Here is a 23,907-nt window from a genome sequence, read left to right on the forward strand (position 1 = left end):
CCTGTAACGGATTCGAGCGGGATTATATTGTCTTCCATAAAAAGAGGGGCGTCCTCAAAAGTCGGTTATTTTACCGACTTTTGGGACAGCCCCTTTATCCTTTCCTTACATCTCATTTTTAACCGAGTTCATTTCACTATCCTAAAAAGCGATGATATAGCGTTTTTGCTCGTGCAACATCATTTGTGCCATGAACGAGCACACGGCCATCTCTAAAAAACACAAGGCGATAATCATCTTCAGCATAAGAAATTAAATAGGGGTTTTCTTCCATATAACCTGGTTGCTTTTGAAGTCCTTCTATCAATGCATCAAAATCTCGTTCCCCACGTTTTGGCGGACGAATTTGCACCGTATTCCGTCCACATAATACCGCCGTTTTCGTCTGTTCTTCCGTCGTTAAAAACGGAAACGTTGGCTCACTCCCACAAGATAAACAACCTTTTCGCCTCAAACGATCAACAGATATTTGCGTCTGTTCATTTTTCCACAAGTCAAAAGACACGAGCTCTTTACGCAATACATCATCCGCGCCAACCAAAATCTTCATCGCTTCTGTCGTTTGATAAGCAACAACCATTTGTACAGCAGGGGCAATGATACCAGCTGTATCACACGTTGCTCCACCGAGCGGTACAGTTTCTAACAAACAATGTAAACATGGTGTAACCCGTGGTCGAATCGTATAACTGATCCCGTAACTTCCGACACATGCTCCATATAGCCAAGGGACTTGATATTTTTGTGCCATATCATTGATGAGTAAGCGGGTATCAAAGTTATCAGTCCCATCAATGACAAGATCTACACCTTGAATAAGATCTTCTAATTCTTCTCTAGAGACATCGGCTACATGTGCATGAACGACGACACCCTCATTGACTTCTAGTAATCGTTCTTTCGCGGCAACGGCTTTCGGTAAACGATCCCTCGCATCACTTTCACGATACAGCGACTGTCTTTGTAAATTGCTCATCTCTACATAATCGCGATCAACAAGCGTTAACGTGCCAACACCTGCCCTCGCCAGATTTTCAGCGTTCGCTGCTCCTAATGCACCGATTCCGATAATCAAAACATGGGAAGATAACAGTTTTTGTTGCCCATCTTCACCTATCCCTGTAAAAAGTTGCTGACGAGAATAACGCTCCGAAAGCTGTTCGTTCTCACGGTTCTCCTCTTTCAAGCCCATCATCCGCCTCCCACAAACTGAACGATTTCGATGCGGTCACCGTCTTTAATCGATTGTTCTTTGAGAGAAGCGCGCTCGACAATTTCTTCATTTAACTCAACAATTACAGCTTTTTGATCAAGGCTGTAATGGTGTAATACATCGTCTACAGACTGAATTTGATCAGGTAACGTTTTTTCTTTCCCATTAACATGTAAGATCATTTAATTCACCCTTTCTCGATAATCTAGCACTGCTGACAAGGGATCTTCAGCATTTAAAATACCAGACATGAGGGCAATCCCACTTGCCCCCGCTTCAATGACGTCTGAGCAATTATGAGGTGTAATACCACCGATAGCAATGACCGGGACACTCACTTTTGAGGAGATCGCTTGCAATCCTTCAAGCCCTCTTGGCTCTTTACCTGGTTTCGATTGTGTTGAGAAAATGTGCCCAAATAAAAGTTCATCTACGCCCTCATTTTCAGCCTCTATTGCTTCTTCTACAGAATGGACAGATTTTGAAACATAGAGATCAGGAAATGCTTCCTTTACTTGTAAAGGCGTTAAGCTATGGTAAGCCAATTGCACGCTTGAAACGTGACAAGCTTTAGCAACATCCACCCTATCATTGATTCGCATCTTTTCTAATGAAATCCCATTTTTCTTCAATTCACTAATACCACTTGACAACTCACGTGCCGTTCGTGCTTTTTCACGTAAATGAAAGACATCTACATACGGCTCGATCGTACTTGCAATCTCCGAAAAACGTTTCAATGACATTTGGCCATTAGAGATCACTTGTATCATCGGTTGTTTCATCTCAAAACTTCCTTTCTAGTTTCAGGAAACTAGACCATTTGCCAGTCTTTAACGACAGGCTGATACCCTTTCTGTTTTAACACTTCTTTCATTTCTGCAACCGATCTTTCATCAGAGATTTCAAATTGACTTTGTGTCTCGTTCGGCTCAGAGTAACCTCCTACCTCTGTCGATGAAGCAGCAGACATCTTCGTCACACCAAGTGGAATGAGGTGATCGCGCAATGTTGGCGATTCACGGGTAGATACGTTAACTGCAGCCCGTGGTAAAAACAACCGTAAAGCGAGCATCGCTTGCACTAGGTTGTGATCCTGCACATCTACTTTTGGCTGATAACTCCCTGCATGTGGCCGAATTCTTGGAAAAGAAACGCCCACATCCGCTTCTAAATATTTATTTTGTAAGTAAGATGCATGCATACCAGTAATGAAACTTTCTTTTCTCCAGTCGTCAAGACCTAACAGTGCACCGATATTTACAGCGTTCATGCCTGCTTGACACCCTCGTTCTGCAGTATCAAGTCGGTAGCGGTAATTCTTCTTCGGCCCTTTTACATGGATGTCTTTATAAATCTCTTCATTATAAACTTCCTGATACACAGTGAGTCCGTCAATACCATGCGCAACTAACTCCTCATATTCATCGCGATCGAGCGGCTGAATTTCTAAACCAATCGAAGAAAAGTGTTTTTTAAGCACCTTTAGACACTCTTTTAAGTACTCAATTGAAGAATGCGTGTGCGATTCACCTGACAGTAAAAGAATATGCTTAATGCCCATGTCTGAAATCACTTGCGCTTCCCTTTCAACTTCATCCATTGTCAAGCGTCGACGTGGGAAATCATTGTCGAGACTAAAACTACAATATTTACAAATGTTTACACAGTAGTCTGATAGATATAAAGGAAGGTACAGTTGCATCGTTTTACCAAAGTGTTGCTTCGTTAGCTGATGCGCTTTTTGCGCCATTGGCTCTAAATATTTTTCAGCTGCTGGTGATAGCAAAGCAAAATAGTCACGCTCATTTAAATGTTCTTTTTGAAGTGCTCTTTCTACATCTTGGTCAGTCACATTCGCAAAATTTTCATCGTAAGAAATATCGCGTAATTTGACATATTGATCATAAAAACTCATTCAGCTCTCACCCTTTCGTTGAGTTTAAAAATCCTGTTAACGGAGAAGATGCCTCGGCTGTCACCCGTGTTGGACCTAGCCCTGATAAATACGCTTGTCGTCCCGCTTTCACGGCCAAATCAAAGGCTTCAGCCATTTTTACTGGTTGTTTAGCCGTTGCAATCGCTGTATTCACCAGGACAGCGTCCGCGCCCATTTCCATCGCTTCTGCCGCCTCTGACGGTTTACCAATTCCCGCATCAACGACAATTGGTACATTAATTTCATCTATTAAAATTTGCACCATATCTTTCATTCGAATACCTTTATTAGAACCGATCGGCGCTCCAAGTGGCATGACAGCTGCTGCGCCCGCTTCTTCCATCCGCTTTGCTGCCATTAAATCTGGGCTCATGTACGGTAAAACGACAAAGCCTTCATTGACAAGGATCTCTGTTGCACGAATCGTCTCTTCATTATCTGGAAGTAAATATTTTTGATCAGAAATGACTTCAATTTTAATCCAATTTCCAAGGCCACTCGCTTTAGCTAGACGAGCAATTCTCACCGCTTCTTCAGCTGTTCGTGCCCCCGATGTATTTGGCATTAATTGTACCGAATTCGGAATGTCTTCAATGATGTTTTCTTCACCGCTATCTACATCAACGCGACGTAATGCAACCGTAACTACTTCCGATCCAGACCTTTCAATCGCCGCTTTCATTTCACTGTGATCTCCAAACTTCCCTGTTCCTACAAACAAACGATTAGATAACTCCACACCTGCAATCTTTAATGGATCATGCATTTCTAATTCCTCCATTTCCCCATTGAAAAGCTAAAGGTCATGCTTTTTGAATGACTACAACAAAAAAGCCCACCCTAGAAGGTGAGCTTGATAAACGTTTCTTTTTATAAACCGTTGTATAAAACGTCTACAAGCTTCCCTCCGTTGGTATTAACCAATTCAGGTTCAAAGGGTCGGATTTTATCCTCTCAGCCTTTTAAAAGGCACCCCTAGCTAACAATTAAGTATTTTATTCTTACTAGCAGTTTAGCAAACTTTCCTATTTTTGAAAATGAAAAAATTCAAGTATTTGCAAAGTAATTTGCGCATTTACTTGAAAGTTGTCGATACTTTTTCTACTAGCAACGTTTGTAAGGAAACGTTCCATCACGTATACTTCTTATTATGAACTTTCAACGAAACAATGAATATTAAAGGAGCTACCAACAAATGATAGAATGGAAGAATATTTATCGCGGATTTATGATGGGGACAAGTGACCTCATTCCTGGCGTTAGCGGTGGTACAATCGCTATGGTTCTTGGAATTTATCAACGTTTAATTGCCGCTATTAATGGACTATTCAGTAAGGAATGGAAGAAACACGTAACATTTCTTATTCCACTTGGATTTGGCGTCGCACTAGCACTCGTTAGTATCAGTAATGTCATGGACTGGCTTTTAAGCTATTATCCCCAACCGACTTACTTTTTCTTTCTCGGATTAATTATCGGGATTATCCCATTCTTGTTAAAAACGATCGATTATCGACGCACATTCTCATCAAGACATTATTTATTACTGATCATTGCAGCAACCTTGATCAGCTTGACCATGTTTATCGATGACAATCAAATGGCGCGCTCCACAGATTCACTCGTCACCGCTGACTATATTCGCCTGTTTTTCTCAGGCTGGGTCGCAAGTTCTGCGATGATCTTGCCGGGTGTCAGCGGATCGTTCGTGTTTTTACTTTTCGGAACATATGAATTAATTATCGCATCACTTTCTTCTTTTCAACTTGAAGTGTTAGTCATTGTTGCAGCTGGTATTGGTATCGGGGTTCTCGTGACAAGTAAAATCATCCACTTCTTACTCGCTCGTTTTACAACTGCTACTTACGCTACGATGACCGGCTTTATCATCGGATCAATTTTCGTCATCTTCCCTGGTATATCTGATGACTTCGGGCTATTGATCGTAAGCATTGTTACATTTTTTGTTGGCGCTTATTGTGCATTGCTCCTTGGACGACTAGAACACGATCAATAAAATGTACATTACTTTGAAACGGAGGATGACTTATGACAAAGGTATATATTCTACACGAAAATGATGATTGGACACAGCACCTCACAAAACAGATGGACGCACTCAATGTCCCATACGAATGTTGGCATTTAAGTGAAGGAAGCATTGACTTAAGTAACCTTCCTCCTAAAGGTGTGTTCTATAATCGAATGAGTGCTTCTTCCCATACACGAGGCCACCGTTTCGCACCTGAATTAACAAACGCTATTCTTGAATGGCTCGAGCGTCACGACCGTACTGTGATAAACGGGACAAGAGCAATGCAGCTCGAAGTTAGCAAAGCAGCACAATATATGGAATTAGAGAAACATGGTATCATCACCCCAAAAACGATCATCGCTTCAGGAAAAGAACAAATTGTAAACGCTGCGGACCAGTTTGCAGACCAACCGTTTATTACGAAACATAACCGCGCTGGAAAAGGATTAGGTGTACAGCTCTTTCAATCAAAGAACGCGCTTGAATCATATATTCATAGTGAAGCATTTGAGGAACCCGTTGATGGCATAACACTCCTACAACAATACATTTCTTCTCCTGATTCAAGTATCACACGTTGTGAATTTGTTGGCGGTTCTTTTCTATATGCTGTAAAAGTCGACACGTCCAATGGATTTGAATTATGCCCTGCAGATGCTTGCCAAATTAGCGATCAATTTTGTCCATCAGACTCAAGCAACCAAGGTGAACCAAAGCCTGGATTTGAAATCGTTGATGGCATTGATCCAACACTCATCTCAAAATACGAGCAAATGCTAAAAAGCAATAACATTGGTATTGCGGGCATTGAATTTATTCAAGACAGTAATGGCTATACCTACACGTATGATATCAATACGAATACCAATTATAATTCTGATGCTGAAGCTAGAGCAGGTATATATGGTATGCTCGAAGTGGCAAAATATTTGCAGCAAAAACTAACTTTAGGAATCAGTCGTTAGCTCGAGTGAATCAACGATACTAGTCACCAAAAGTAGCTAACCTTGAAAACGCCTTAACAAACTAGAAAGTTGTTGAATGATGTTAAAAAAGGGTCTGACACTCATGTTTCAGTGTGTCAGACCCTTTAAGGTTTAAATCCGTATCGGATAAACGATTTAATATCCTCGCCTACACCAATATCATTTAATATCACAATGACAACCAATAAAAATGGTCCTACGAACAAGCCGACAAACCCGAATAACTGCAACCCTGCAAACATGGATATAATAACACCTAATGGATGCAAATTCATACTTGTTGATAACACTTTCGGTTCTAGGCTTTGTCTTGCAATGACAGTCACAGCATACAAAACAGCTAATCCGATTCCTAGCGTTAACTCTCCAGAAATGAATTGATAAATAAACCATGGAATGAGTATCGTGCCCGATCCTAAATAAGGCAATATCTCCGCAACACCTACAATGATTGCAAAGGTTGCAGCATTTTCTATCCGTAAAATTGACAAACCAATAAACACAATAAATGAAACCATGGCCATCAAAATGAGCTGCGCGCGCATAAAACCAAAGACTCGGTAGCGAAAGGTCCTTCCAAAGGCTAACATTTTCTTCAATACCCCTGGTGGAATCGAGTCACGTATCGCCGACCCCATATTTCTCCAATCCTTGCCTATGAAGTAAACACCCAACAAAACAAAGAAAAAAGCAACAAGAAATGTCGGTACAGCAGCAGCAACCTGCGTTAAGCTATCGCCAAACTGCCCAACAACCGAACCAAGTGTTGAGCCAAGTTGAGCAACTCCTTCTTGAATCAACCCTCGTTGGTCTGGGTTTAATGAGGCCATCACGATTGTGACATTTTCCCAAAATGGAAAGATCGTCTCATTAAAAAATTGCTGAATATTACGCGAAGCCGATTCAAACCACATTGGTAATTGATCAGAAAACCAATCCACCGCATAAATAATTAAAAAAACAAGCCCTGTAATAACCCCACCCAATGTCCCAATTCCAATGAGAATAGCTAAAAACACAGCTATACCATTAGGTAGTTTCAACGTATATCTGAAGCCCTTGATGAGTGGCATCAGCATCCAAACGAGCAATGATGCAATAATAAAAGGGTACGTCATTGAAAATAAAAATCCTATGAACCAAAACAAAGCGAATGCTATAACAGCAACCGCCGCTGCACGAACTGTCATCCACGCTTGTGCCTTTGTCATAAAAGGCACCATCCTTCCTAGTAAATTTCACTCTTTCTTTTAATTACCCTCAATTTAAGATAAGTACACATTATTTGTCTAGTACCCACACTGTATATTTTAACCAAAAACTTCATAAAATACTATTTCCGTATGAAAAATACCTCAGTTTACTTCCTATCAAACATAAAAGAGAGCGCCAAAACGGCACCCTCATTCATACTCATTTAATTAATTTCTACATCTTGTAATTGGTAAAGACCTGAAGCATCTGACCAAAATCCTTCAATTTCATCTCTATATCCCATCACATGAGAAGGATGATAAAGGAAGGACATTGGAGCTTCTTCAATCAAGTATTCTGTCGCATCTTCATATAACGCTAAACGAGCATCTTCATCTTGTTGGATTCGTGCTTGGTAAAGCATTTCATCAAATTCTGGGTCATCCATCATCACACGATTACCCTCTCCAACACTATCAGAGTGGAAAAGCATATGCATTGGGTAATCCGCATCACCAGTACCAAGAGAAAGCCCTAGGATGAACATATCATGCTCTCCAGCAGATGTAGCATCAAGGTAAGCCCCCCACTCAAGCACTTCAATTTCTGCATCAACACCAATTTCAGCCAACCCTGCTTGTGTCAGCTCGGCAATATCCATTCGCTCCCGAGTATCATTCGTCCAAATTGTTGTTTCGAATCCATCTTCGTAGCCAGCTTCAGCTAACAATTCCTTTGCTTTTTCTGGATCGCGATCTAGCTGGTTCACATCTTCACTATACCCAAAGTTTGTTTCATCTACAGGACCAAAGGCTGTTGCACCTGTTCCATCTAAAATGCCTTCAAGCATCGCTTCTTTATTCAGTGTTTTAGAAATTGCTCTACGTACTCTGGCATCATCAAATGGTTCTTTCTCCATATTATATCCTAAGTAAGTAATGCTGGCGGCGTTACGCTCATACACGTTCGCACCATCTGCGCTTTCTACGCGAGTCATATCACTTGTATCCACAGGGTCAATAATATGAGCTCCTCCCGTTTCTAATTCTCCAACACGCGTTAAGTCTTCAGGAATCACTTGAAGTGTCACCGAATCTACTTTCGCATTTTCGCCCCAGTAATCTTCATTGTTTTTAAGAACTACTTTATCTCCATGATCCCAATAATCAAATTTGAAGAAACCCGTTCCAACAGGATTTTCGTTCACGTAATCACCAGGCTGGCCACCCTCTTCAACGCGGGCATTATCTTCATCAATAACATCTTGACTGATGATACTAATCGCATAGTGAGCCATATGGGCTGGTAGAGGAGCAAACGGATCCTCTGTGATAAATTGAATTGTATGATCATCAACAATCTCAATGTCTTCGATAATTTCTACTAAAATTGCACGTGGAGAAGCCGTCTCTTCAGATAAAATTCTTTCAATATTTGCTTCAACGACTTCTGCATTAAACTCTGTTCCATCATGGAAATAAACATCTTCGCGTAGTTTAAATTCCCAAACATCATCCTCCACTGGTTCCCATTCTTTTGCTAGTAAAGGCTCTAATTCCATATTCGTGTCATATTTCACCAATGTATCATAAATGTTCGTTTGCGCATTACCAGATGGTACATCACTCGAAGTATGAGGGTCCATTGACGTAGCATCAGAACTTACCCCAATAACAAGGTCGTTGTCACCCGCTGATACATCATCACCCGCAGCCTCTTCACCTGCATCTGTATCATCAATGTCAGTGCTTGCTTCTTCTGAATCTGGTTCACTTGCACAACCTGCTAATGTTAGAGCGAATGCCGTTGAGAACACGCCTGCTTTTAAATATTTACTTTTAAACATAATTAACCCCCATTGAATAAATTTTCTGAAAAAATTGATTATATAAAAAAATACTATATTCGAATTCTTTTGTAAATAGGTTTTCTGAAAATTTTATATTTTGTCACTAATTTGAATATATGTAAGCGTTAACAATCCTCATTTAACAATCACTTAACGTCGAACTCTATTAAAAAATATATACCATTATAATAACCATTGTTATATTGATAAATTATTAAATGCTTCATTTTATCAATTTAGGAGAGGATACGCCCACTTCAATTTTGTGCATGCCTGGTACACCAAAAAGAACGATTAGAATCTCTCTCTAATCATTCTAATTATCAAAGTCATCAATTAAAAAACACCCCCTCGCAACTCAAGTTGCGAGGGGGAAAAATGAACATTTTTAAACTTTGTTTACGCTGACTTACTCATTTTGATTTTCGATTTCTTCAAGTTTCTCCGATAGAATTGTCCAACGTTCTAAAGCATCATCTAATTCGTTATCAACTGCAGTTTTTTGTTCATACAAATCTTGAATTTTGTCATAATTACTTCCAGCTTCAGCAAGCTCTTTTTCTATTTCTTCCTGCTTTTCTTCTAAGTCACTAATTCGATCCTCAATTTCATTCCATTCTTTCTGTTCACGGTATGATAATTTTTTCTTTTTTGGCGGTCGTTCTGTTTGTTGTTTTTTTGGTTCACTCGTTTGTTCGTCACGACTTAACTTTTGTTGTTGTTGCTCTTGCTGCTTTTTTTCTAGCCATTCACTATATGAACCTTCAAAGCGTCGGACCTCTCCTTCTCCTTCAAAAACGAGTAAGCGATCCGTCGCTCGATCAAGGAAATATCGGTCGTGAGAGGCAGTGATAACGACACCTGGAAATGAAGCTAAGTAGTCTTCTAATACACGAAGCGTTTGTGTATCTAGGTCGTTGGTTGGTTCGTCTAATAACAAAACGTTCGGCTCTTCCATGAGGATTTTCAGTAGATAAAGACGGCGCCGTTCACCACCAGAAAGCCTCCGGATATACGTCCACTGCATCGGTCTTGGAAACAAAAATCGCTCAAGCATTTGTTCAGCGGTCACTTCCTGACCATCAATTGTATAAACGACTTCCGCAACTTCCTTTATAAATTCCACAACACGTAAATCGATATCCATATCTTCATATTGCTGCGTATAATAGCCAATTTTCACCGTTTGCCCAATATGGACAGCACCTTCTTCTGGTGAAAGATACCCTGCTAAAATGTTTAAAAATGTCGACTTTCCACTGCCATTTGGCCCAACAAGACCGAGACGTTCGTTCGGTGTGATCAAGTAACTAAAATCTTTAATAATTGGTTCGTGATCATACGTGTGACTTACATCTTCTACCTCAATCACTTGTTTTCCAAGTCGGTTCGATCCACCTACCGCGACATCAATGGACTGTTTTTCTCTTGGTCCTTTTTGCGATTTTAGTTCCTCAGCACGTTGAACTCTCGCTTTTTGCTTCGTTCCTCTAGCTTTCGGGTCCCTTCGTAACCATTCCAATTCAGTTCGAAGCAAATTTTGACGCTTTTCTTCTGCTCGCACCTCTTGTGCTTCTCGTTCCGCTTTTTTCTGCAAAAAGGTTTCATAGTTTCCGTCATACGTATAAAGATTACCATTGTCTAATTCATAAATACGATTCGTTACACGATTTAAAAAGTAACGATCATGGGTAATTAATATTAACGAACCTTGGTATGTGGACAAATATTTTTCTAACCATTCGATCGTTTCATGATCTAAGTGGTTCGTCGGTTCGTCTAAAAGCAATAAGTCAGCTGGCTGTAAAAGAGCCCGAGCCATTGCGACACGCTTTTGTTGCCCTCCAGATAACGAATCAAGCTTTGCATCCATATCTTCAATCCCCAACTTCGTAAGAACCGTCTTGGCAACAGTACTTGCCTCCCAAGCATCTAATTCATTCATTTTTTGCTGAACGTTTGTAAATGCTGTTTGACGTGCTTCGTTGTTAGGATCTTTTTCAAGCGCTTTTAACGCGCGTTCATATTCGCGCATCACTTTCATGATCGGTGCGTCCCCTTCATAAACGTGATCGAGTACACTTTGGCTTCCTGATAACTCTGGATGCTGTGGCAAGTAATCAACGCGAAAATCATTAGCATGTGTAAGTGTCGCTCCTTCACGACTTTCCGTTCCTGCTAACACTTTTAATAATGTAGATTTGCCCGTTCCATTTACACCAATTAAGCCAATCCGTTCATTTTCTTGAATGGTAAAACCAATATCATTAAATAACACTTTATCTCCGTACGTTTTTGATAAATGCTCCACTGTTAAAATCGTCATTTTCCGTTTCCCTTCCCCGTTCATTAGTATCAATCTCTATTAGTATTGTAACGCGATATGCCATATGAAACAATTTCATCAACCTCAACATACAACTTTAGGAACCCTTTCTTCCATCAATTCTTTATTTCACCATCACGCTTTTGTGTTTCGAATGTTATAATAAGCGAAGCTATACAGAACGAAATTAGGTATCAAAGTATGCTAACGATACAGGAGGCTTTTATGCATGCTTGAAAAGGCACGAACAATTTTGCAAAATCATTACGGTTATGACTCGTTTCGCAAAGGACAAGAAGAAGTCATCGAACGAATTTTACAACGTGAACATGCGATGGGCATTATGCCTACTGGCGGTGGGAAATCGATTTGTTACCAAATTCCCGCACTCATGTTTCCTGGTATTACGATTGTCATTTCACCACTTATTTCACTGATGAAAGACCAAGTCGATGAATTAAATGAGGTCGGCATTCCGGCAACGTATATTAATAGCGCACTAGAATTCGATGAGGTACAACAACGGTTACGTGCGATCCGAAATGGTGACATTAAACTCGTTTACATTGCTCCTGAACGTTTTGAATCACAAATGTTTATGCGCGCACTTAACCATTTATCTGTTTCCTTAGTTGCCATTGATGAAGCACACTGCCTTTCACAATGGGGACACGATTTTCGCCCGAGTTATTTAACGATTCCACATTTTATTGAACAGCTATCATCTCCCCCTGTCGTTCTCGCTTTAACTGCTACTGCGACACCACAGGTTACAGAAGATGTCTGTTCTTCTTTAAATATTCCAAGAGAGAATCATATTCAAACCGGTTTCGCACGAGAGAACCTCTCATTTCACGTTTTAAAAGGCCAAGATAAAGAAGCTTATTTACTAGACTATATTGAGAAAAACAAGGATCAATCTGGCATTATTTATGCAACGACGAGAAAAGAAGTTGAACGTTTATATGAAAAGCTTGATGAGAAAGGCATTTCAGTTGGGAAATATCACGGCGGATTAACAAGTATTGAACGAGCAGCCGCGCAAGAAGATTTTGTTTATGATAAAACACCGATCATGGTGGCTACAACTGCATTCGGTATGGGAATTAATAAATCGAACGTGAGATATGTCATTCATTATCAAATTCCTAGAAACATTGAAACGTACTATCAAGAAGCTGGACGAGCGGGTCGTGATGGTGAAAAAAGTGAGTGCATTTTACTGTACTCAACACAAGATATTCACATCCAGCACTTTTTAATTGAACAATCGGAAATGGAAGAGGAACGAAAACAAAAAGAGTATCAAAAATTACAACAAATGGTGAATTACTGCCACACAGAGGAATGTTTGCAAAGCTATATCCTTTCTTATTTTGGCGATTCAGATGAGCACGATTGCCAGCGCTGTACAAACTGTACAGACGAACGAGAAACCGAAGATGTAACAAAAGATGCGCAAATGGTGTTCTCATGTATTAAACGTATGAAAGAACAATACGGAAAAACGCTCGTCGCTCAAGTGCTCAGTGGCTCATCCAATCAAAAAATCAGGGTTAAACGACTCGATCAGTTATCAACTTACGGTTTAATGAGAACACGGACCGTTAACGACATTAGTCAATTGATTGATTATTTCATCGCCGAACAATATATCAAAGCAAGTGAAGGGACTTACCCTGTACTCACGTTACAAGAAAAAGCGCTGCCCGTTTTAAAAGGAGAAACGACGATACGGAAGAAACGAGCAAAGAAAGCCAAACAAATTGCTACTTACCATCCGTTATTTGAAGCGCTCCGAACGCTTCGCAAAAAACTAGCCGATGAAGCTGAAGTCGCCCCTTATATGGTGTTCTCTGATAAAACGTTAAATGATTTATGTACGTACCTTCCAGAGACAAAGTCAGAAATGCTGACGATTAAAGGTATTGGTCAACATAAATTTGACGCGTACGGTGAGCCTTTCTTACAACGGATTCGACAATTTAAAGACGGGGCTTAATCCTTTATCTGCTGATAGAAAGGTGGAAACCTGTTGCTCTACTTTATTTTTGCGTTGTTAAATTTCATATTGGTTCTTCCCCTTCTTCATCTTTGGTATCGCGGCATACAGCGTATCACCGTTTTACCTGACAAGCACGCGTTCAGTCAGCAAGACGTTACCGTTTCGGTGATTGTTGCCGCTAGAAACGAAGAGAAAGACATTGGAGCATGTATCGAATCACTCACTCGACAACAAGATATTGATGCTGAAATCATTCTTGTCAATGACCGCTCCGAAGACCTGACAGGAGAAATCATTGATGAATACGCTACAAGATACGAAAATATCCATCCTATTCATATTCATGAACTACCAAGTGGTTGGCTCGGTAAAAACCATGCACTTGCGCAAGGAGCAAAGCAAGCAAACGGAGAATGGCTTCTCTTTATCGATGCTGACGTTCAGTTAGCACCAAATACGATTGCATCATCGGTCGATTATGCCAAACGTGAAGAGGTCGATCACTTGCCGATGCTCCCTGAAAATAAAGGCGGAAGTAAAGCATTCCGCGCTTTCTTTACGTACTGGAGCATTCTAGGGATCATCAATTTCACGGCCATCCGCCACGTTGGCATTGGTGCCTACAACTTGATTTCCAAAAGCGTATACGATGATATCGGGGGACACGATACCATTCGCCTGCGCCCTGATGACGATTTAAAACTCGGAAAACGTGTCGTTGATGAAGGTTTTAAACAACAATTAGCGTTAGGATACGGCTGGGTATATATTCAATGGTACGCTTCCCTTCCTCAGATGATAAAAGGTTTAGAAAAAAATCTATTTGCTTTTTTGAATTATCGTCTATCAATGGTCGTGTTTTCCTCACTGGCGCTCATCTTTTTTCATATTTTCCCGTTTGTTGCTTTGATCATCTTTTGGCATCATCATGCATCGCTTTTATTACTTGCAACAATCGTCCTTTATATGTTGTTTTACTACATGAATACACGCGTCTTTCATCATCCTTGGCGGTACGTATGGTATATTCCGCTTCACGCCATCATCTTTTTGTATACCCTTTGGCGATCGACATTAAAAACGTTATCTTCAGGGGGCGTGACATGGCGTGGAACCACCTATCAACTTGATGAATTACGAAAACATATGAACAAAGATTGACATTTGCCTTTCATGGCAACTTTTTCATTGCCTCTATACCCCAAACTCATTACAATTAAAAAGTTGTATCGAAAGCTTTAAGTTTGGGGAGGAAATCTAGTATGTCAATTTATGATTTTGTTTTTGAAACACCTACAGGGGAAAAAGTTTCTCTTTCAGAATATGAAGGAAAAACTTTACTAATCGTCAATACTGCAAGTAAGTGTAACTTCACACCACAGTTTGATGGGCTACAAAAGCTTCAAGAACAGTTCGATGAGTCAAAGTTCCAAATTCTTGGTTTCCCATGTAACCAATTCGATGAACAAGAACCTGGGAGTAATGAGGAAGCGCTCGCTTTTTGCCAAATGAACTACGGTGTACAGTTTCCCGTATTTAGTAAAATTAACGTGAATGGCGAGAACGCTCATCCACTTTTCACTTATTTATCAAAACAAGCACCTTTCAAAGGGTTCGACGAAAGCAATTTTAATGCGAAACTTTTGAAAGCGGTCATCGATGATAAGATCCCTGAATGGTCCATTGGTGATTATATCAAATGGAATTTCACAAAATTCCTCGTCAACAATAAAGGGGAAGTCATTCGCCGTTATGAGCCGTATGTTGAACCTGTTGATATGGAAAAAGATGTACAAATGATCACGAAATTCTCTTAACGCTAACTAGCAGTTCATGAAATGACTAAAGGGCATGTCCATCACAATTGGACTGCCCTTTTATTATCTTATCTTTCATTTAACATTTATCTATTCCAAATTTCAGTTGATCTGATCTACACTGCTAGCTTTATCCTTGTCAAACAGACGATGTTAAGCAAATGCATTTACAACTTTGGCCCTCTTCTTACTTTCGTTCCTTGCTCGAAACTATATGCTAAACCTATAAGCATTGGTTCACTATAGGCCGTTCCTGTAAACGTAATCCCAACTGGTTCGCCTTGCTCTGTATAGCCTGTCGGGACAGTGACAGACGGATAACCGGCTTTTGCAGGGATCATCGCTCCTAAGTTATTTACGAACAAGAGAGCATTGAGGTTATGACCTTTTAAAGCGGCATCGATCCCACCTGCAGAAGCATAGTATTGATCGTGTTCCAGACTTTGTAAATAAGCGGGATCAGTTAAAGTTCCTGATATTTTTTCCGCAGATAAAAGTAAAGATTGACCGTAGCGCAACATCTTGTCTCTATTCTCATGATTATACGTGATAAGTTCTGTAAGTGAGGAAACCCCAGTTTTTGAATTCACATTTCGTAAATAATCATTTAAGCCATTTTTAAATTCATGAATAAGTACATCGACGTTCCACTTCGCTTTTGCAGAAGGAATCACGACTTCATCAATCACCGTTGCCCCTAATGCTTCAAGCTGAGTAATTGCTCTATTCGCAACGTTTTTTTTCTCTTCATCTAAAACATCAAAAATCCCTTCACGAACAATACCAATCCGAGCACCTTTTAATGCTGAAGTATCTAAAGCCGTTTGCCAATCATCAGGTTGATTAGAAGGCTGCGTTGATGTCACCGGGTCATCATCATCTTTCTCTGTCATTACAGATAAGAGTTTGACAGCATCAGTAACTGTTCGTGCGATTGGCCCAGCTGTATCTTGCGTATGGGAAATAGGAATGATGCCACGTCGACTAACCATGCCAACAGTTGGCTTAATCCCTACAAGGCTATTTTGACTCGCTGGACTTAAAATTGACCCTGACGTTTCCGTCCCAACACTAATAGCTGCTAAATTTGCCGCCACTGCTGCACCAGATCCAGAACTAGAACCTCCTACCGGAAACACACCAGGACCATATGGATTAAGAACTTGTCCACCTCTCGAACTATATCCAGGTGGCATCCCGTTTGTCATAAAGTTTGCCCATTCCGTTAAATTTGTCTTCCCTAAAATAACTGCGCCCGCTTCTCGTAACTTTTGAACGAGAAATGCATCGTCACTCGCATAGTGGTCAGCAATCGCTAATGAACCTGCACTTGTATGCATCTTGTCCCCAGTATCAATATTATCTTTAATCAAAACAGGGATTCCGTGTAACGGACCACGCTCACCTTGCTCCTCCCTTTCACGATCCAACTTTTCTGCGATATATATCGCGTCTGGATTCACTTCGAGAACACTATTTAGCTGCGGTCCCTGTTTATCGACCATTGCAATGCGGTGTAAATACATGAGTACGATTTCTTTCGCGGTTAGTTCACCTTCTGTCATTTTCATTTGCATATCGTTCATGGTCGCTTCCAGTAACCACGTTTCACTCAAATGATTTAGTTTCGGATTTTCCAAACGTAAACGCTCCTTCATGAAAATTTGCTTTCTTTTCTTTGGATTTTAAACGTTTTTTCCTCTCAGAACAAAATATTTCTCACAAAAAATTCCTGAGTCATGAGACGAAGGCGCCCATGCTCAGGAAAGACAACATTATTCTTCTTCTACACGTACAGCTGTTTGTTCACCGAAGTTTTCAATTACTTCATCGGATTGATAATGAACTTTGATCAACCCTTTTCCTTCAGCGAAAACGTAGATTTCGTCACCATCGGCAACTTCCACTTCAATCGCTGTCCATTCTTCATCATTCCACTCTTCAGTCGTCGTTTCAGGTGGGAGTTCGCTAGCAAAGAACAATTCTTCCGCTTCCTCCCCTTCTTCTTTCACAAATTCCAACGCTTCGTCAGCATCTTCTTCAAGAAGATTACTTACTTCTTCATACTGCTCAAGGTGTTCTTCCGTTAATCTGTGGGTTACAACAACTTCTTGGTCCTCTTCTCGAACTTCCATGACTTCATAAAAACCAAATGCATGGCCCGTATGACTTCTTGTTAATACTTCATCTTCTTCCTCTAACTGAACGTCCATTCCCATACCAAGGCCTGTAGCTGGCCCATCTGTATCAAAGTCAGAGAAGACATCATATTCTTCAATCAATTCAGCGAATGATTGTTCACCTTCAACCTCTTCGTCTTCTTCCTCAACACCGTCATCTTCCTCACCATTCATATCCTCTTCAAGTTCTTCTTCGATTTCATCTCCATTCTCTCCATCTTCAGGGTCTTCGATGTCTGTATCTCCCCCTCCACATGCAGCTGTAAATAATAAACTAGATGCGCTTAACATAAATAACCATTTTTTCATTTCCATCACCTCTAAGTTGTATATGTTCTTGCACTTGTTTTGACGTGTTAACGACGATGACGTTTCAGTTAATTTTAGTATGGCGATCAATAATTCGGGTTATTCATATTATTAATAATGATGTTTACGCAAAACAAAAAGTGAGTGACCGAAATAATCGATCCTCACTTTCATTCATTACGACGTAAAAGCGGACATTCCGCCCTTTACATTTTTTACCTTTTTAAACCCTAATTTTTTTAACTTGCGACTAGCTTTGTTGCTCCTCACACCACTTTGACAAATCACGATCACTTCTTTATCTTTATCCAGTTCATTGTGCTGCTTTTTGATTTTATGGACAGGTATATTTTTAGACGTTTTGATCCCATCTCCGGTAAATTCAATCGGTGTTCGAACATCAATGAGCTGAACGTCTTTTTTCTTCAATTTCTGCTTTAATTCATCCGTAGAGATGTGCTCCACCCCTCCAGCTGGTTTAAGTCGTTGAATCATTATGATAATTGCTACGACGATGATTAGTACTGTAATCCAGTCCACTTCTCATACCTCCTATTGAAATTCATTTAGCACTTAAGAAAAATCATTCATAATCGAATACCCTTTCACGTTAAGCCCTTTTCGCTTCAAAAAACGAATACTTACATTTTTAGAAACCCAATCTGGAGCTATAACGTATAAATGACGAGACGGTAATTGATGATAATGGCGTTTAATATATGGATAGGGAATATTACACGCATCTTCAAACGGCTCCTTAGCCGCATCTTGATACGAGCGTAAATCGAGTATAACAGCCTCATCATCATTACTTAAAGATAATGATTGTTGTTTTACCTTTACTGGAACATAATGTTGATAAATAACATAACTAACTAATAAAAACATCATTACCACCGCAACCAACATATACCATCACCTACTTCCCCTAATCTTGACAAAACAATTATATACCCCCATTGGTATAAAAGAAAGTATTTTGTTTTGGAATGATGATGGTATATTTCGGAAAAAATCATGATGAAAAAGAAGCGAACATCTGCCCCTTCCTCTCACCATGATTCATTCGCATTTGTCTTATGTGCTTTTTTCTAAACAGTCGATTAACCGCTTTTCAATGTCTTCAGCCGCTTCTTTTACCTCATCATTTTCAACCAATGGAAACAAAGTAGTCGGCTTCGGCAACCCTATCTTCGTCTTCCCACCTTCTTCATACACGACAACCTTACAAGGTAAGAAATAGCCCGCTAATTCACTCGCAGATAATAACTTTTTTGCCTCATGAGGATTACATACTTCAAATACATAGTAAGGTTTGTCGAAGTCAACACCTTTTTCCTGCAGTTTATCTGTAATACTAAGTTCCCAAAGTACGCCAAATTTCTCTTCCTGAAGATTTACTTTTAGAGATTCAATCGTTTCTTGAATGTCATTTGTCGTTTCAACCGTATAATGAAACATAATCGCCCTCCTACATTTAATACACTTACCCCTATACCTACATTAGTAATATATATACTACAATTCAAAAAATCAAGGCATCGACACACAAATCAAACTCACCATCTATTACTGAATCGCACAGCGGTTTGGCCCAATCTCCATTTCGCGCGCCTCTCCCTCGTCTGGAACTTGCTTTCCCATATTTGTCTGTCGAATCTTTTGGTGAGCATTCGGCTGCGGAGGCAGATTATCCGTCACAGCCTGTCGGAATGATGACTCTTCTTCAATATTCAAACCATGATTCTTTTCATATAAAACACCCAGCTTTTCCGAGACACTACCATTTTTGTTCATCTCTTCATGAATCATAAAATGTGCCGGCAGAACGACTAACTCGCTTGATAATTGTCGATAACGTCTATACAATGTTTCTCGCAAATCTGCAACCCAATCTTTTGCTTTTCCAGCTAGATCAGGACGTCCAATTGAATCAATAAATAAAATATCCCCTGTAAACAAAAATTGATCATCCAACACAAATGACATACTGCCGATTGTATGTCCTGGGGAAGCTAACACTTTAAGAGACCGTTTACCAACCGTCAGCACGTCTCCATCATGAAGTGGTTCATATTTATACATGACTTCTTCAGCATCTTTTTCAGGTAAATAATACTGGGCTCCGTATTCTTTAGCCAATCGTCTTCCACCGGAGATATGGTCTGCATGAAGGTGTGTATCTAGTACATAAGTTAGCGCCACTTCCATCCAGTCGATAAATTCACGGTAAGGAGTGATCATTCGATTCGTATCGATCAATATTGCTTGTCCCTCAGATACGATCATATAAGATAAGCACCCTTTTCCAACCCTTACAAACTGATAAATCGCATCTCCAGTATCCCACTCATGAACCTTGATTGGTTCTAAATGTTCACTCCAAGCTTCCATCCCACCAGAGACGGAAGCAACATCATCTATACCTTCCTTCATTAAATATTCCGCCGCTTTCTGAGATGAGCCACCTTTAGCGCAAATAACATAAAGCCGTTCACCCTTTGGTAACCCATCAGCAAGATTTTTTGGATTACGCTCGAGTTCATCAAATGGATAGTTAATAATATGGACATTCCCCCCTTCCACTTTCCAATCATCAAATGCCTCCCTTTCACGAACATCCAATATAAACACTTGCTTCTTATTAATGATTTTCTTCACTAAATCCTTTACAGAAATTGTTGGCACTTGTTTTGATTTCATCGCATATCCCTCCTTGTTTACGTTTTATTGTCCCTTCATTTTGACTTACTAGTACTATTCAAACGAAGGTGCTTAATAAACGAATGGTTGTATAATGTGGCCTTCACTTCAGATGGGCGCTTTCCCGAGGGCTTGTCTTCAGCTAACTTTTGCTCGGTCACCCCTCGCAAAAGTGGATCTTCAGACTGTTCTTGATCCTCTGCGAGTCGCCGTCTTACGTTTCAGCCACTTTTCATTATCCGTATATTAAATAGAAATTTATATAGAAATTATTCGTTTTATTGCCCATAAAACTTCATTTTGAAATTGATTCAGGTATGAAGGAAAAAAGCTTAGAAGAACAACTTCTTCTAAGCTTCTAAATCTTCTATTGAGATTTTTAATCATTTAGTTATCTCAATTTCCTCATGCACTCAACGCCTCTTTATTTTCCGCTTTTTCAATTCTTTTCATGCCTAACATACAAGACGTTGTAACGACTAAGACGAGCAGTGCCCCGACAACAACACCAGGCCAATGCCACCCATTCCAAAAGAAGCCTAAATAAACGCTACCGAGACTTCCTCCAAAGTAATAGGATGTTAAATACAAGCCTGAAGCACTCGCTTTCGCAAACTCTGCACGTCGACTCACCCACGAACTTGCCACAGAATGCGCAAAGAAAAATCCGAAACAAAGTAATAACAAACCAACAAAGATAACGAGCACACTTTCCACAAGCGTTAACATCATCGCTACAACCATGATCACAATCCCTATCGCTACACATGTAGAAGACTTTATCCGCGCTGATACTTTTCCAGCTAATGTCGAACTAATCGTCCCAGCAATATAAGTCAGAAAAATCAATCCTAATATGGTTGTCGATAAATAAAACGGTTCATCACTCAATAAATACGTGACAAAATTGAAAAGACCGACGAAAATAAAAAAGTGTAAACCACCAATCGCATAGGCATATAGGAGCGTTGGATTTTTCAAATGCTCTTTATATCCATTGATTGCCCCTTTTAAATGAAACGGTTGTGCCTGAAACTGCCTTGAAGTAGGTAATAGAAAAGCAAACACGATTAAGCAAACTAAGCTAATGACCCCCATAACAATAAACGCAAAACGCCAATCAACCAAGTCATTGACAAATCCACTGACGAGCCGGCCAGACATTCCCCCGACTGTATTTGCACTAATATGGATCCCGATCGCTAAAGTGAGTGCTCTTACTGAAAATTCTTCTCCTATATACGCCATCGCAATCGTCGGTATCCCCGCAAGAAAAGCCGCTTGCAACACACGCAATACGATGAGCGTTTCATAGTTTGGTGAAAAAGCGATCGCAAACGTCGTTATTGTTCCTAAGCCCATCGTAACCATCATAATTTTTTTCCTGCCGATAGCATCAGACAACGCACTATAAATAAAAAAACAAACCCCTAATGTAAAAAGCGCAAGTGAAATCGACAAGCTCGAGACTACGGGAGAAACATCGAACTCATCCGTAAATACAGGTAATAAAGGTTGCGGAAAATAAATATTTGCAAAAATAAAAAAGGAAGCAATCCCTAACGCTATCGTTGCTCTCCAAAACGCTTTTGTTTTCAGCTCTATCAAACATATCATTCCTTCATTTCTGAATTTTTTGTACACTTATGATATCATCAGAATGGAGGATAAATTAAATATATTATTTTTATCAAACTGATAACTTTTAGTTATGAGGAGCCTTTCATTATGGAAATGAGACAATTAGAATACTTTCTTGAAATCACTAAACAAAAAAGTTTCACAAAAGCCGCCGAACAACTTCTCTTCGCACAACCAGCGATCAGTAAAGGGATCAAAAGCCTTGAAAAAGAGTTAGGTTTACAATTATTTCACCGCTCTGATAAAAAAATCACCCTAACAGATGAGGGTGACGTTTTTCTCAAGCACGCAAAAGCGATTCTTTCACAAGTGAACAATGCAAAACTAGAAATGGCAGAATTACGTGGACTTGAAAAAGGTGTTGTGAATATCGGACTCCCATCCATGGCTGGGTCTTATTTCTTCCCAAAAATCATCGTTGATTTTAAACGCATCTACCCCCATATCGACATATCTATATTCGAAGCCGGAACCAAACAAATTCAAGCGATGATTGAGCAAGGAAAAATTGATATGGGTGCTGTCGTCTTAGATGACACAAATAATAACCTTGAAACCGTACCATTTTTAGAAGAAGAGATGGTTGTTTGCCTCCCAAAAGAACATCCATTAGCTCATCAACCTTTCATATCCTATGAACAATTAGCGCAAGAACCGCTCGTTCTCTTTAAAGAAGGCTATTTCCAAAGAGACATTATTACCGAAGTAAGTAAAAGGACGGGACTTACACCAAATATCACTTTTGAAACCAATCAAATCTCTTTAACAAAGTCTCTCACGCGTCGAGGGCTAGGGGTTACATTATTTTTAAAAATGGTGATTGAAGAAGACGAGGACCTGGTTCCTGTGTCGATAGATCCTCCTTATTACTTGACGTTAGCGCTAGCTTGGAAGAAGAATGCGTACTTATCAAAGGCCAACCAAGTATTTATCGACTTTCTCATGGAACAGACACACCTTTAAGTCGACTCATAATAAAACTATTGTTATGCTTGTTACCATCAGTCATACTGACTTGAGATACATACTTTAGATTTACAGGAGGTTATCCTTTCATGCGCTTTTTATTTATACTCTTCATTCCTTTGCTGTTTACTGTAGCGTGTTCTGCAAATGATGATGAAACCGCTGCAAAAATCGATGAAGAGGTCCAGTTCCCTTATAGTTTTCCTCAATTTGATGAATTAGACATCAGTGAAGTTCGCGTTTCACCAAGGGATGGTGACGCGCAAGAGTTATCCATAGCCTATACTGTTTCTGATGACTCTGCGGAACGTGCTTTACTAGATGTAGATGAAGAAGACCAAGAAAAATATGACTACCGTACCATTTATGGACCTTATGAGCGCGATACGGTTAATCTGGGCATCAGACAATCCCCTAGACCGATTGGGTTAAGGGAAGACGTTTATTCTTACGATGATTCTGCTACGTTGAATTCTTGGCCTAGTATTGATGTTGGTGAGAGCACCTTATATTTCTCTTATAATGAAGACTTATCTGGCGGAATGGTCCAATTCATGACCGAATACAAAGATACATTTTATAACGTAAATATTGAGGAGATAGGCTCTAACCTTACCAATCGTGAACTCGAGGAAAAAATAGAGGAGATTTTTCTCGAAATACAAGACAGTTATAGAAAAAGTTAATGTCTCGTAAAGAGATCGTATGGTGGTGGGAGGAAGAGTTGTGCGGCTTCGGAACCTA

Annotated in this window: 22 protein-coding genes and 1 riboswitch; of the genes, 7 read left to right on the top strand and 15 right to left on the bottom strand. The window is 39.9% G+C overall.

The window, feature by feature from the left end; all coding sequences use genetic code 11:
• Nucleotides 1-136: 136 nt before the first annotated feature.
• Genes HNQ41_RS02125 through HNQ41_RS02145 form a run of 5 tightly spaced genes read right to left on the bottom strand, consistent with a single transcriptional unit; the run spans nucleotide 137 to nucleotide 3,918 of the window.
• Nucleotides 137-1,192, bottom strand: a complete 1,056-nt coding sequence (locus tag HNQ41_RS02125; protein WP_184662780.1) for a MoeB/ThiF family adenylyltransferase — start codon at nucleotides 1,190-1,192, stop codon at nucleotides 137-139.
• On the bottom strand, nucleotides 1,192-1,395 hold the full coding sequence (gene thiS, locus HNQ41_RS02130; protein ID WP_184662781.1) for a sulfur carrier protein ThiS: 204 nt from the start codon (nucleotides 1,393-1,395) through the stop codon (nucleotides 1,192-1,194). The genes HNQ41_RS02125 and thiS overlap by 1 nt, the downstream gene beginning before the upstream one ends.
• Nucleotides 1,396-1,998, bottom strand: coding sequence for a thiamine phosphate synthase (locus HNQ41_RS02135; RefSeq protein ID WP_184662782.1), 603 nt, complete (start codon nucleotides 1,996-1,998; stop codon nucleotides 1,396-1,398).
• Nucleotides 1,999-2,027: 29 nt separating this feature from the next.
• Nucleotides 2,028-3,131: a 2-iminoacetate synthase ThiH gene (gene thiH, locus HNQ41_RS02140; RefSeq protein WP_184662783.1), complete on the bottom strand. Its 1,104-nt coding sequence runs from the start codon at nucleotides 3,129-3,131 to the stop codon at nucleotides 2,028-2,030.
• A gap of 7 nt (nucleotides 3,132-3,138) precedes the next feature.
• Nucleotides 3,139-3,918, bottom strand: a complete 780-nt coding sequence (locus HNQ41_RS02145) for a thiazole synthase (RefSeq protein WP_184662784.1) — start codon at nucleotides 3,916-3,918, stop codon at nucleotides 3,139-3,141.
• A 119-nt stretch (nucleotides 3,919-4,037) separates the two neighbouring features.
• A riboswitch (TPP riboswitch) is annotated at nucleotides 4,038-4,139 on the bottom strand.
• A 208-nt stretch (nucleotides 4,140-4,347) separates the two neighbouring features.
• Between HNQ41_RS02145 and HNQ41_RS02150 the strand changes: the two genes are divergently transcribed.
• Both HNQ41_RS02150 and HNQ41_RS02155 read left to right on the top strand, forming a co-directional pair.
• Nucleotides 4,348-5,169 carry a DUF368 domain-containing protein gene (locus HNQ41_RS02150; RefSeq protein WP_184662785.1) on the top strand — a complete coding sequence of 274 codons (822 nt, stop codon included), beginning with the start codon at nucleotides 4,348-4,350 and terminating at the stop codon, nucleotides 5,167-5,169.
• 32 nt (nucleotides 5,170-5,201) lie between these two features.
• Nucleotides 5,202-6,152, top strand: a complete 951-nt coding sequence (locus tag HNQ41_RS02155) for an ATP-grasp domain-containing protein (RefSeq protein ID WP_184662786.1) — start codon at nucleotides 5,202-5,204, stop codon at nucleotides 6,150-6,152.
• A 125-nt stretch (nucleotides 6,153-6,277) separates the two neighbouring features.
• Here HNQ41_RS02155 and ytvI read toward each other — a convergent pair whose 3' ends face one another.
• From ytvI to HNQ41_RS02170, 3 genes are all read right to left on the bottom strand, one after another.
• Nucleotides 6,278-7,384 carry a sporulation integral membrane protein YtvI gene (gene ytvI, locus HNQ41_RS02160; protein WP_184662787.1) on the bottom strand — a complete coding sequence of 369 codons (1,107 nt, stop codon included), beginning with the start codon at nucleotides 7,382-7,384 and terminating at the stop codon, nucleotides 6,278-6,280.
• Between the two features lie 206 nt (nucleotides 7,385-7,590).
• Entirely contained in the window at nucleotides 7,591-9,213 is a 1,623-nt protein-coding gene (locus HNQ41_RS02165; RefSeq protein WP_184662788.1) for a glutathione ABC transporter substrate-binding protein, read from the bottom strand.
• A gap of 412 nt (nucleotides 9,214-9,625) precedes the next feature.
• Nucleotides 9,626-11,542: an ABC-F family ATP-binding cassette domain-containing protein gene (locus HNQ41_RS02170; RefSeq protein ID WP_184662789.1), complete on the bottom strand. Its 1,917-nt coding sequence runs from the start codon at nucleotides 11,540-11,542 to the stop codon at nucleotides 9,626-9,628.
• A gap of 229 nt (nucleotides 11,543-11,771) precedes the next feature.
• Between HNQ41_RS02170 and recQ the strand changes: the two genes are divergently transcribed.
• From recQ to HNQ41_RS02185, 3 genes are all read left to right on the top strand, one after another.
• Nucleotides 11,772-13,544 carry a DNA helicase RecQ gene (recQ, locus tag HNQ41_RS02175; protein WP_184662790.1) on the top strand — a complete coding sequence of 591 codons (1,773 nt, stop codon included), beginning with the start codon at nucleotides 11,772-11,774 and terminating at the stop codon, nucleotides 13,542-13,544.
• Nucleotides 13,545-13,577: 33 nt separating this feature from the next.
• Nucleotides 13,578-14,708 carry a glycosyltransferase family 2 protein gene (locus HNQ41_RS02180; RefSeq protein ID WP_184662791.1) on the top strand — a complete coding sequence of 377 codons (1,131 nt, stop codon included), beginning with the start codon at nucleotides 13,578-13,580 and terminating at the stop codon, nucleotides 14,706-14,708.
• A gap of 101 nt (nucleotides 14,709-14,809) precedes the next feature.
• Complete coding sequence (locus HNQ41_RS02185; RefSeq protein WP_184662792.1) at nucleotides 14,810-15,364, top strand: glutathione peroxidase; 555 nt, start codon at nucleotides 14,810-14,812, stop codon at nucleotides 15,362-15,364.
• A 167-nt stretch (nucleotides 15,365-15,531) separates the two neighbouring features.
• Here HNQ41_RS02185 and HNQ41_RS02190 read toward each other — a convergent pair whose 3' ends face one another.
• From HNQ41_RS02190 to HNQ41_RS02220, 7 genes are all read right to left on the bottom strand, one after another.
• Complete coding sequence (locus HNQ41_RS02190) at nucleotides 15,532-17,004, bottom strand: amidase family protein (protein WP_184662793.1); 1,473 nt, start codon at nucleotides 17,002-17,004, stop codon at nucleotides 15,532-15,534.
• Nucleotides 17,005-17,139: 135 nt separating this feature from the next.
• Complete coding sequence (locus HNQ41_RS02195; RefSeq protein WP_184662794.1) at nucleotides 17,140-17,853, bottom strand: hypothetical protein; 714 nt, start codon at nucleotides 17,851-17,853, stop codon at nucleotides 17,140-17,142.
• Nucleotides 17,854-18,030: 177 nt separating this feature from the next.
• Complete coding sequence (locus HNQ41_RS02200) at nucleotides 18,031-18,393, bottom strand: rhodanese-like domain-containing protein (protein WP_184662795.1); 363 nt, start codon at nucleotides 18,391-18,393, stop codon at nucleotides 18,031-18,033.
• A gap of 33 nt (nucleotides 18,394-18,426) precedes the next feature.
• Nucleotides 18,427-18,759 (bottom strand): rhodanese-like domain-containing protein, encoded by a 333-nt coding sequence (locus HNQ41_RS02205; RefSeq protein WP_184662796.1) that lies wholly within the window; start codon nucleotides 18,757-18,759, stop codon nucleotides 18,427-18,429.
• 171 nt (nucleotides 18,760-18,930) lie between these two features.
• Nucleotides 18,931-19,314: a DUF302 domain-containing protein gene (locus HNQ41_RS02210; protein ID WP_184662797.1), complete on the bottom strand. Its 384-nt coding sequence runs from the start codon at nucleotides 19,312-19,314 to the stop codon at nucleotides 18,931-18,933.
• A gap of 108 nt (nucleotides 19,315-19,422) precedes the next feature.
• Complete coding sequence (locus tag HNQ41_RS02215) at nucleotides 19,423-20,556, bottom strand: MBL fold metallo-hydrolase (RefSeq protein WP_184662798.1); 1,134 nt, start codon at nucleotides 20,554-20,556, stop codon at nucleotides 19,423-19,425.
• 405 nt (nucleotides 20,557-20,961) lie between these two features.
• Entirely contained in the window at nucleotides 20,962-22,164 is a 1,203-nt protein-coding gene (locus HNQ41_RS02220) for an MFS transporter (protein WP_184662799.1), read from the bottom strand.
• A gap of 120 nt (nucleotides 22,165-22,284) precedes the next feature.
• Between HNQ41_RS02220 and HNQ41_RS02225 the strand changes: the two genes are divergently transcribed.
• Together HNQ41_RS02225 and HNQ41_RS02230 are read left to right on the top strand one after the other, a co-directional pair.
• On the top strand, nucleotides 22,285-23,160 hold the full coding sequence (locus HNQ41_RS02225; protein WP_184662800.1) for a LysR family transcriptional regulator: 876 nt from the start codon (nucleotides 22,285-22,287) through the stop codon (nucleotides 23,158-23,160).
• Nucleotides 23,161-23,252: 92 nt separating this feature from the next.
• A complete protein-coding gene (locus tag HNQ41_RS02230; protein ID WP_184662801.1) occupies nucleotides 23,253-23,849 on the top strand; it encodes a hypothetical protein in 597 nt (198 codons plus the stop codon).
• The last annotated feature ends 58 nt before the right edge of the window (nucleotides 23,850-23,907 follow it).

This window comes from Texcoconibacillus texcoconensis, assembly GCF_014202575.1.
Classification (GTDB): Bacteria; Bacillota; Bacilli; order Bacillales; family Salisediminibacteriaceae; genus Texcoconibacillus; species Texcoconibacillus texcoconensis.